Annotated in this window: 7 protein-coding genes; all 7 read left to right on the forward strand. The window is 44.8% G+C overall.

Features of this window, described 5'->3' with window-relative positions:
* Window positions 1-43 precede the first annotated feature (43 nt).
* Window positions 44-1,528 (forward strand): xylulokinase, encoded by a 1,485-nt coding sequence (locus ABTV71_RS05910; RefSeq protein ID WP_433902482.1) that lies wholly within the window; start codon window positions 44-46, stop codon window positions 1,526-1,528.
* A 1-nt stretch (window position 1,529) separates the two neighbouring features.
* A complete protein-coding gene (gene xylA, locus ABTV71_RS05915; protein WP_433902483.1) occupies window positions 1,530-2,858 on the forward strand; it encodes a xylose isomerase in 1,329 nt (442 codons plus the stop codon).
* Window positions 2,859-2,910: 52 nt separating this feature from the next.
* Window positions 2,911-4,587 (forward strand): sodium/sugar symporter, encoded by a 1,677-nt coding sequence (locus ABTV71_RS05920; RefSeq protein WP_433902484.1) that lies wholly within the window; start codon window positions 2,911-2,913, stop codon window positions 4,585-4,587.
* A 253-nt stretch (window positions 4,588-4,840) separates the two neighbouring features.
* Entirely contained in the window at window positions 4,841-6,793 is a 1,953-nt protein-coding gene (locus ABTV71_RS05925) for a gamma-glutamyltransferase family protein (protein ID WP_433902485.1), read from the forward strand.
* Window positions 6,794-6,915: 122 nt separating this feature from the next.
* Window positions 6,916-7,518 carry a 2'-5' RNA ligase family protein gene (locus ABTV71_RS05930; protein WP_433902486.1) on the forward strand — a complete coding sequence of 201 codons (603 nt, stop codon included), beginning with the start codon at window positions 6,916-6,918 and terminating at the stop codon, window positions 7,516-7,518.
* An 83-nt stretch (window positions 7,519-7,601) separates the two neighbouring features.
* A complete protein-coding gene (locus ABTV71_RS05935; RefSeq protein ID WP_433902487.1) occupies window positions 7,602-9,479 on the forward strand; it encodes an Nramp family divalent metal transporter in 1,878 nt (625 codons plus the stop codon).
* A 120-nt stretch (window positions 9,480-9,599) separates the two neighbouring features.
* Window positions 9,600-11,510: a class II glutamine amidotransferase gene (locus ABTV71_RS05940; RefSeq protein ID WP_121124974.1), complete on the forward strand. Its 1,911-nt coding sequence runs from the start codon at window positions 9,600-9,602 to the stop codon at window positions 11,508-11,510.
* Window positions 11,511-11,692: the final 182 nt, after the last annotated feature.

Genomic DNA, 11,692 nt, shown 5'->3' on the forward strand with positions numbered 1-11,692 from the left:
GTTTCCGCTTATTGTTTTAAATAACCAGTTTTAAAAAAATCAGATGTATTTTTTAGGTATAGATATCGGTACATCTTCGGTCAAGGTTTCCATTGTCGAAGCGTCCACACAACAAAAGATCTGTTCAGCGCAGTATCCCGCTGTTGAAGCACCCATTTATTCACCGCAGCCCAATTGGGCGGAGCAGGATCCGCTCGATTGGTGGAGCTATTTTAAACAGGCCTTATCCAAGGCGAATGCCACGGGCTTATACGATCCGAAGCAAATCACGGCCGTCGGCATCGCCTATCAGATGCATGGACTTGTTATTGTCGATAAAGATCAACAGGTATTGCGCAATGCGATTATCTGGTGTGACAGCCGGGCTGTTGCATTGGGAAATGAAGCTTTTGAGGAGATCGGAAAGGAATTCAATTTAAAACACCATCTCAACTCTCCCGGTAATTTCACGGCTTCCAAGCTTGCTTGGGTTAAGGCAAACGAGCCCGAAACCTATCAGCGAATTGACAAGATCATGCTTCCCGGTGATTTTATTGCCATGAAACTTTCAGGGACTGTCAGTACTTCCATTTCTGCTTTATCGGAAGGGGTATTCTGGGATTTTCAACAGAATGAACTGTCCGCTACCTTGATGGATTATTATGGTTTTGATTCCGGTCTGATTCCGGTGATACGCCCTGTTTTTGCTGAACACGGTCAGATTAAACGCACTGTGGCCGAAGAACTGGGACTGTCACCCGAAGTAACGATTAACTACAAGGCTGGAGATCAGCCAAATAATGCATTGTCATTGAATGTATTACAGCCGGGAGAAGTGGCAGCCACGGCGGGAACTTCCGGGGTGATCTATGGGGTGAGTGATCAGCTGATCGCTGACCGCGAGTCCCGTGTCAATACCTTTGCCCATGTCAACTATCAGAAAGATGCGATCCGGACAGGCATATTGCTCTGTATCAATGGTACGGGGATTATGAACAGCTGGGGCAGGAAACTTTTGGGAAGAGATTTATCCTACGATCGGATCAATGCCATGGCTGCGAACTCGCCGATCGGAAGTAAGGGCTTGCAGGTTATTCCCTTTGGCAATGGTGCCGAGCGTATGTTAAATAATCAGCTGGTAGGTGCCTCGATCTCATCCATTGACCTGAATAGACATGAAACATCTGATATCCTACGGGCTATCCAGGAAGGAATTGCCTTTGCTTTTCGCTATGGCTTGGATATTATGCGTGAAAATGGCCTTTATCCGCAGATGATCCGTGCGGGACACGCTAATTTATTTATGAGCCCGGTATTCCGCGACTCATTCGTGGGGGCGACCAATGTTCCTGTGGAAGTTTATGATCATGACGGTAGTGTTGGCGCGGCCTTGGGGGCGGGAATCGGCAGCGGCTATTACAGCGATCTCACCGAAGCTTTCAGAAGTTTAAAACCTGTTTATACGGTGGAGCCCAAGGTTGTTGATCAGTATGAAGAAAATTATCAACAATGGAAGAAAATTTTAGAAACAAAAATCAATATTAAATAAGATGAATATTATCAAAGGACAAAAAGAGTTTTTTAAAGGGATCGGACAGATCGAATTTGAAGGAAAAGAAAGTAAAAATCCATTTGCTTTTCGTTATTACAATCCGAAGCAAGTCGTTGCGGGTAAAACCATGGAAGCGTATTTTAAGTTCGCCTGTTCCTATTGGCATTCGTTCAATGGTGATGGCTCGGATCCATTCGGCGGTGCTACGCACAATTTCCCTTGGGATGAGAGCACAGATGCGATCACACGTGCAAAGGACAAGATGGATGCCGCTTTTGAATTTATCAGTAAAATGAATATTCCATACTACTGTTTTCATGATGTGGACTTGGTTGATTATACCGACAACGTACTGGAAAATGAAAAAAGATTGGCAACGATCGTGGATTACGCCAAAGAGAAACAGCAAGCGAGTGGCATCAAGCTGCTTTGGGGTACTGCCAATCTTTTTAGCCATAAGCGCTACATGAATGGGGCAGCGACCAATCCGGATTTTCAGGTATTGACACATGGTGCTGCCCAGGTAAAAGCTGCATTGGATGCAACAATTGCCCTTGGTGGTGAAAACTATGTGTTCTGGGGTGGAAGGGAAGGTTATATGAGCCTACTCAATACCAATATGAAACGTGAACAGGAGCATCTTGCCAAGTTTTTACACTTAGCGAAGGATTATGCCCGTAAAAATGGTTTTAAAGGCACATTCTTTATCGAGCCCAAACCATGTGAGCCGACCAAACACCAATACGATTACGATGCAGCAACCGTATTGGGCTTTTTGAGACAATATGACCTATTGGACGATTTCAAACTTAATCTTGAAGTAAACCATGCTACCTTAGCGGGGCACACTTTCCAGCACGAATTGCAGGTTGCTATTGATGCTGGGAAATTAGGTTCCATTGACGCCAACCGGGGTGATTATCAAAATGGCTGGGATACCGATCAATTTCCAAATGATATCAATGAACTAACCGAATCTATGTTAATCATTTTGGAAGGCGGCGGCTTCCAGGGCGGTGGAGTTAATTTTGATGCCAAAATTCGCAGGAACTCAACCGATCCGCAAGATCTATTCTATGCGCATATCGGAGGAATGGATCTTTTTGCTAGGGCTTTGCTTACCGCCGAACGTATCTTGGAAGATTCTGAATACCGTAAAATACGGACCGACCGCTATGCCTCTTTCGATAGCGGCAATGGGGCTTCTTTTGAGCAAGGAACCTTGAGTTTGGAACGTTTAAGAGATCTGGCAGTAGAATTCGGTGAGCCACAAACGATCAGCGGCAGACAGGAGTATTTAGAAAATTTGATCAATAGATATATATAGTTATTCAAAATATTTCTATATTAGGCGATCAAATTAAACCAATTACCAACACATGAATAATTATTTAAGCACAAAAGATTACATCGTTTTCCTGATATACTTTGTCATTGTTGCAGGCTATGGATTATGGGTGTATTATCGCAAAAAGTCTGAGTCTGTAGGCTCAAAGGATTATTTCCTTGCCGAAGGGTCCCTGACTTGGTGGGCGATCGGAGCCTCGCTGATTGCGTCCAATATTTCTGCGGAGCAATTTATTGGTATGAGTGGTTCGGGCTTTAAGATGGGCCTGGCGATTGCGACTTACGAATGGATGGCAGCGATTACCTTGATTGTGGTTGCGGTATTTTTTATACCTGTCTACCTCAAAAACAAGATTTTTACCATGCCACAATTTCTGCACAAGCGATATAATGGTACCGTTGCCATGATTATGGCCGTTTTTTGGTTACTGTTATACGTTGTGGTCAACCTGACTTCTATTCTTTATTTGGGAGCCATTGCCGTCAGCAGTATTTCGGGTATCAGTCTGGAAGCATGTATGTATGCCATTGCTATTTTTGCCGTTATTATCACCTTGGGTGGTATGAAGGTGATTGGCTATACGGATATTATTCAAGTGTTCTTTTTGGTGTTGGGTGGTTTGGCAACAACCTATTTGGCATTGAATCTCGTGTCAGAACATTATGGTGGTTCAGGCATATTGCAGGGCTATCACCTGATGACCGAGAAAGCCTCTGATCACTTCCATATGATCCTGGATCGCAAGAATGAAAACTACCTCGATTTACCGGGATTAACCGTTTTGATCGGTGGTATGTGGATTGTAAATCTAAACTATTGGGGATGTAATCAATATATTACACAGCGTGCATTGGGTGCTGATCTAAAGACTGCACGCAACGGAATCTTGTTTGCAGCCTTCTTAAAATTGTTAATGCCGATTATTGTGGTATTGCCCGGTATTGCAGCCTACGTGATGTGGAAAGATGGTTTATTCCAAAATGAAATGATGCAACATGGTGAGGTGAACCCAGATCATGCTTACCCTGTTTTATTGAATCTGTTGCCGTCAGGACTGAAAGGACTTTCATTTGCAGCCTTGACTGCTGCGGTAGTTGCTTCGTTGGCGGGTAAGGCAAATAGCATCGCGACAATCTTTTCGCTGGATATTTATAAGAAAGTATTCAATACAGAGGCTACTGACAAGAAATTGGTCAATATTGGTAAATTGACTGTTGTTGTCGCCATGATTCTGGCCGTGATCATCGCGCCACATTTGGGCATCGACAAAAAAGGTGGATTCCAGTACATTCAGGAGTACACCGGATTTGTGTCGCCGGGTATTTTTGCCATGTTTATCTTAGGATTCTTTTGGAAAAAGACGACTTCCAATGCTGCGTTATTTGCGACGATCGGTGGATTTATCCTGTCTATTATTTTCAAAAAATTACCGGACTGGGCAGATCTTTCGTTCTTGGCCTCTACCGGTTTTTCTATTCCAAATCCGACAACCGGTGTTTACGAAATTCCGTTTTTGGATCGGATGGGCTTTGTCTTTGTCATTTGTATTGTCGGTATGATCATTATCAGTCTGTTGGACAACAAGCGTGGTGTAGTGCCTGCAGGACTTGAAGTAGATACCACAATGTTTAAACCGCATAAAGCATTTTTGATCGGAACATTGATTGTTGCCCTATTGGTAACAGCCTTGTACTCCATTTATTGGTAAGCCGATAACCAAAAAGGCAGTATAGAGAGCCCATATCAACTTCGGTTGGTATGGGCTTTTGGTTTTCAGAACGATTTTTCCGGTCTTTTATAACCGGATTTGCAGCAATGGTCTGATGGTTTTTTAAATAATTCCTATATTGTCTTCAATAACGATATACATGCGCTGCTATGCGCAAATCCGGTCTGGTATCCTTATTTCAACAACGGGAGAGACCAGAGTGGCGGACTTTGGACAAAAAATAATAACAGGGATGAAAAGAAGATATATGCTATTTACTGCTCTTGCAGGGATAATGACTGCATTGCTGCCGGTACAGGCCCGGGCACAACGGACGGAGAAACCGCCTTTGCACGGCAAGCATTGGATGGCCATCACCGGAAAACCTTTGGCGGCGACAGCCGGTGCACAGTTGTTCCAGCAAGGCGGTAATGCGGTCGATGCGGCCTGTGCAATGCTTGCTGCAACCTGTACCATGTGGGATGTCCTGAGCTGGGGTGGGGAAACCCAGGCTTTGATCTATCATCCAAAATTGAAAAAGGTAATTGCCATCAATGCTTTGGGCGTGGCACCGACAGGAGCAACGGTCGATTTTTTTCGGTCGCAGGGTTATGAATTCCCGCCGGAATACGGTCCGCTTGCTGCGGTTACGCCCGGTACACCTGGGGGCTTATGTTATATGTTGGCAGAGTACGGCACCAAAAGCCTGGCTGAAATCCTGGCGCCGGCCATCGAGATGGCGGCGGGCTATCCCATCGATGCCCAGACAGCCAATAGCATTGAACGTGGTAAAGCACGTATCAAAGAATGGCCTTATAGCAAAAAAGTTTTCCTCGTGCATGAAGGCAGGGAAAGGGAAGCTCCCGAAGCAGGGGAAATCTTTGTACAGCAAGACCTGCACCGGACATTAACCAAACTTGTTGAAGCTGAAAAGAAAGCCCTTGCAGCCGGCAAGGATCGAAAAACAGCGATTATGGCGGCTTATGACCGCTTTTATAAGGGCGATATCGCTGATGAATTTGTCCGCGGCAGCAAAGAACAGGGAGGCTTGATCACCAAAGCGGATCTGGCTAATTGGAAGCCCATTGAGGAAGAGCCTTTACATGTCAACTATAAAGGTATTGACGTTTATAAATTGCAGGAATGGACACAGGGACCGGCCATGCTACAGAGCTTGCAGCTACTGAAAAATTTTGATTTAAAAGCCATGGGATATAATTCAGCCCCCTATATCCATACGCTTTATCAAGTGATGAATCTGGCCTTTGCCGACCGGGATTTCTATTATGGTGATCCCTATTTCAAACCTATAGCCCCTATCCGGGGGCTCTTAAGTGATTCCTACGCCAAGGCACGGGCTGCCACCATTGACCCGGCACATAACAATCCACAGGTACTTCCGGGGGATCCCTACCCTTATGAAGGGAAGCAGAACCCTTTTACCGGCCTGCTCGGGGAGCGCAGCAAGAAATTCACGCCGAATACCGAATCACATAAGGATTTTGTGCCCAAGCACGATGTGAGTTCCACCTCATCTTTGCTATCCCTGTCGGATACTGCCCTTTGGGCCTCCGGAATCCGGGATAGTGTGTATATGGACCGTTTATTGCGCGGAACCACAAGTGTGGAGGCTGCGGATGCCGAAGGTTGGGTTGTTTCCATTACACCAAGTGGGGGCTGGTTACCGGCCTGTATTGCCGGAAATACAGGGGTAGGCATGAGCCAGCGTTTGCAAAGCTTTGTCCTCGACTCCCTCATTAATCCTTTCAATGTGGTGACACCGGGCAAACGCCCGCGGGTCACGCTCACACCTTCTTTAGCCTTAAAAGGGGGAAAGCCTTACCTTTCTTTCGCGGTGCAGGGCGGGGATACACAGGATCAAAACCTGCTTCAATTCTTTTTGAATACAGTAGAGTTCGGCATGACCCCACAACAGGCCAGTGAAGCGCCAAATATCAACAGCAATCAGTTGTGGCTGTCTTTGGGCGGTACCAAATTGGATGACCGAAAACCACGGGCGGGAAGTTTGCTACTGGATAAACGCACGTCGCCCGAAGTCGTCGAAAAGCTTCAGAAAATGGGGTACAGTATACAGTTTGGTGAGCGCAACAGCGGTCCGATCAACGCCATTTATTTTGATCAGCAGCATGGTACACTCTGGGGCGGTAGCAGCAATAATGGGGAGGATTACGGAATCGGCTGGTAGCATCTGCACATGCTGCAGCTAACGCTGTCAGCCAGGCAATGTCTGAGCAGAAGAGCCACACCGTTTTGTTATCTCCATCGGATTTGGTATCTTACCTACTGATCAAAAGCTGATTTTTTGTTATGGAGGGTAGCGTTAATAAATATTCGTTTGTTTTTCAGCCTGATGAAGCTGGTATAGTTTTGGTAGATGGGATAAAGCAGCGCTTGCGGGCTGCATTGGCGGAGGAATTTCCGGATAAGGACAAGGGCTGGTACCATAGCTGCAATTCCAAAGCCCATGTAACTATTTGTGCTTTTACAGGAAATGACGATATGCTGGCACAGGCTATCGCTGTATTGCACCAGTCCCTGCGTTATGAGCGCAGCCAATATGTGTATTTTGATCACTTTGCTTCCTTTGCTGGTGGTGCTTTCTATATCGGTCCGACGGTACATGCCCGTAGTTACCTGAAGGATAGAGCGCGAAAGGTTGTGCACACATTGAGTCCCTTTGACCTGATCGAGATCAGTGATGAACCCCATATCTCCATCGGACGCAGGCTGGAGCCCGAACGACTTGAATTTGCAAAGAAAATGCTACGTTCGGTCGATCTGAGTTTTATGTGTAACGGTGTGTATATCCGCCGCTTTAATCCCGATATGGGGCAGTATGAACCGGTTGATTTTGTTAAATTCGGCAACCAGTCGAAAGAAAACTCTGGCCAACTTACATTTAAATTCTAATTATATGGCTGTTTAATTGCCTAATACTGTAAAGCTTTTTATCTTTAGCCCTAGCAATAAAAGATATTGTCCTCATGTAAACTATGCATCACGACGACTCCCATCATAAATCATTATCCGATATCCACGAAAGTGTGGATGTCAATCAAGGAAAATCCAAATTTAAAAAGATACTCAGTTTCTTTGGTCCTGCCTATCTGATCAGTGTAGGCTATATGGATCCGGGCAACTGGGCGACGGATCTCGCCGGGGGGAGCCAGTTTGGCTATGCCTTGATCTGGGTGTTGCTGATGAGCAATATTATGGCCTTATTGCTGCAGAATCTCTGTGCCCGTTTGGGAATTGTGCGGGGTAAGGACTTAGCACAGTGTAATCGAGAGACCTATCCCAAGCGCATGAATTTTGTGCTGTATATCCTGGCGGAGATTGCTATAGCCGCCTGCGATCTGGCCGAAGTGCTGGGGATGGCCATTGGGCTTAACTTGCTGTTTGGTATTGATCTGCTCTGGGGAGTGCTGATCAGTTTTGCCGATACTTTCCTGTTGCTCTACTTACAGAAGCTGGGGATGCGCAAGATGGAACTCTTTATCATCGGTTTGATTTCCCTGATCGGAATGTGCTTTCTGGTGGAGATGTTTTTGGCCAAACCTGATTTTGCGGAGGTAGCCACAGGTTTTATTCCGAGCATTCCCAATAGTGCCGCACTTTATATTGCCATCGGCATCATCGGTGCCACGGTCATGCCGCATAACCTCTACCTCCATTCAGCTTTGGTGCAGACCCGAAAGATTGACCGCAATGAAGTCTCCATACGGAAATCCTTAAAATATAATTTCTGGGACAGTGCCATTGCGTTAAATCTGGCATTTTTGGTCAATGCCGCCATTCTGATTCTGGCAGCATCGGTCTTCCATAAGAACGGCATGCATGATGTCGCCGAACTGGAAGATGCCTACCACCTACTGGGGAATTTACTTGGCACTGAATGGGCATCGAAACTATTTGCAGTGGCATTGATTCTGGCGGGACAGAGTTCCACGGTAACCGGTACCTTGGCTGGTCAGATTGTAATGGAAGGCTATTTAAGACTGCGCATCAGTCCAACACTTCGTCGCATTATTACACGGCTTTTGGCGATTATACCTGCGGTCCTGGTGATCCTGATTTCTGGCGAAGGCCGGGTAGGGCAGCTGTTGATCTTTAGTCAGGTCATCCTGAGCATGCAACTGGCCTTTGCAGTGATCCCGCTGATTCACTTCGTCAGTGACAAGGCCAAGATGGGTATCTTTGCGATTAAACCGCTGACGAAAGCATTTGCCTGGCTAATTGCCACTGTGATCGCGGTGTTGAATTTTAAACTGGTTTATGACGAGGTCAGGGGCTGGATTGCCGAAGCAAACAATCCTTTGGTCACGGTGTTACTTATTCTGGGGGCCGTTGGTTTGCTCTTTTTGTTGATCATGACCGTATTGATTCCCATTTTACGTAAATCAAAACCGATCGAATTGGAAGTACATCCACCATTTGAGACCCTACATTTTGATGACAAAGGTTCGTTCAAGCGGGTGGTGATCGCGCTGGATTTTTCAAGTTCGGATCAGAAAGTGATCCAGTATGCCCTGCGACTGTCACATGCGGATACCAGCTTTGTCGTTGTCCATATTGTCGAAAGTGCCTCTGTTAAATATACAGGAGAGTCTACCGATGATTTTGAGTCGCGACAAGATTTGGAACGGCTGAAACTATATGCAGACTTTTTGTTGTCCAAAGGACATCAGACGGAATATGAACTTGGCTACAACAATCGGATCAAAAGTATTGCCGAAGTTTGCGAAAAATACCATGCTGATCTCTTGGTGGTGGGAAGCCACGGTCATACCGGAGTCAAAGACTTTGTTTTTGGAGAGACCGTCAACAAGCTACGCCATGCTGTGAAAGTTCCGGTTTTTATTGCGCAATAGGGCTTAGAAACCTATCCCAAAGAGACAGTGTCGATTCACTGTAATTTTATTGCGGAAAAAGTGCGGGTAGGGGGTAGTAAGTTCTAAATAATTCTTATTTTTGCGACATCAAATCAAGATATGAGCGACGCTATTAAACACGAGTGCGGAATCGCACTAATTCGCCTGTTAAAACCCTTATCTTATTATCAGGAAAAATATGGTACGCCATTCTATGGCATCAACAAATTGTACCTATTAATGGAAAAACAGCATAACCGTGGACAAGACGGTGCTGGAATTGCAACCATTAAATTTGATGTTAAACCTGGAAATCGTTACATTTCGCGTTACAGAGCTATGGGCTCAACTGCCGTGGCAGATATATTCGAATATGTACAGAAAAAATTTGCTTCTGTTCAGAAGGCATTTCCGGATGAGTCAAAGGATACCCAATGGTTAAAAGATAATGTCAGTTTTACTGGAGAAGTACTTTTAGGACATTTGCGTTATGGAACGCATGGAAAGAACAGTATCGAAAGCTGTCACCCATTTTTAAGACAAAACAACTGGATGTCACGCAATCTTGTTGTTGCAGGTAATTTCAACATGACCAATGTGGACGAACTTTTGCAACAGCTGTACGAGTTGGGACAACATCCAAAAGAAAAGGCGGATACCGTAACCGTTTTGGAAAAAATTGGACATTTCTTAGATGATGAAAATCAGGAGCTTTTTGATCAATTCAAAAAAGAGGGGTATTCCAATGTGGAAATCAGTTCATTGATTGCTAAAAACATCGATGTTTCCAAAATCTTAAAGCGTTCAGCGAAGACTTGGGACGGTGGGTATACCATTGCCGGTATCTTTGGTCACGGGGATGCTTTCGTGATGCGTGATCCTGCGGGTATCCGTCCGGCATTTTACTATCAGGATGAAGAAATTTTGGTGGTTGCTTCGGAAAGACCTGTCATTCAAACTGCTTTCAATGTACCTATCGGTGCTGTGAAGGAAATTAAACCGGGGCATGCGCTGATCGCTAAAAAAGACGGTACAGTATCACAGGAAATGTTTAGACAACCTGTTGAACAACGCTCTTGTTCTTTTGAGCGTATTTACTTCTCACGCGGATCGGATGCTGATATCTATAAAGAGCGTAAAGAATTAGGTAGATTATTGGTACCTCAGGTATTGGAGTCTGTCAAAAACAATATTAAGAACACCGTATTCTCATTTATCCCTAATACTGCCGAAGTGTCTTACTATGGTTTGATGGATGGTATCAATACCTACGTTAGGGATTTCCAAAAAGAAACCTTGTTAAAACGTTCGGAGAAAATTTCTGACGAGGAGTTGGATGATATATTAAGTATCAAACCTCGTTTTGAAAAACTGAATGTGAAGGATGCCAAATTGCGTACTTTCATTACACAGGATGCCGATCGTACGGATATGGTACAACATGTGTATGATACGACTTACGGTATCGTTAAAGATCATGAGGATACCATCGTTGCGATTGACGATTCCATTGTACGTGGTACTACGTTGAAACAAAGTATCCTGACGATCCTGGATCGTTTGAATCCAAAGAAAATTGTGATTGTTTCGTCGGCTCCTCAAATCCGTTATCCGGACTGTTACGGTATAGACATGTCACGTATGGGTGAATTCGTTGCGTTTGAAGCCGCAATCAACCTGTTGAAACAACGTGGTATGGCACATATTATTGATGACGTATATCAAAAATGCCTGTTGTCGATGACCCAGGATGTCAATGAAATTGAGAACTATGTCAAGGCTATTTATGCGCCATTTACAGATCAGGAGATTTCTGAAGAAATTGGTCGTATCGTCAGACCGCACCATTTGAAAGCCGAACTTGAGGTGGTGTATCAGACATTGGATAACCTGCACAAAGCATGTCCGGCACATACCGGTGACTGGTACTTCTCCGGTGATTATCCTACTCCGGGTGGTAATAAGGTCGTGAACAAAGCCTTTATGAACTGGATTGAAGGTAAAAATGTACGTGCGTACTTTAGTAATTAAAGGCTAAAAAATATCAGAGGAAGGGATGCATTTATGCATCCCTTTTTTTATATATTCGTAGGACGGATTGATTAAAATGGTGCCGCACACTTCGTAAAGTGTTCACTGTATTTCGCCAATATATACATTTATGACTCGATCAATCTTTTCCATAATGAAATTATGGTTTTTAACAGCTTAAA

Origin of the sequence: Sphingobacterium puteale (assembly GCF_050986225.1) — a bacterium.
Taxonomy (GTDB): Bacteria; Bacteroidota; Bacteroidia; order Sphingobacteriales; family Sphingobacteriaceae; genus Sphingobacterium; species Sphingobacterium puteale.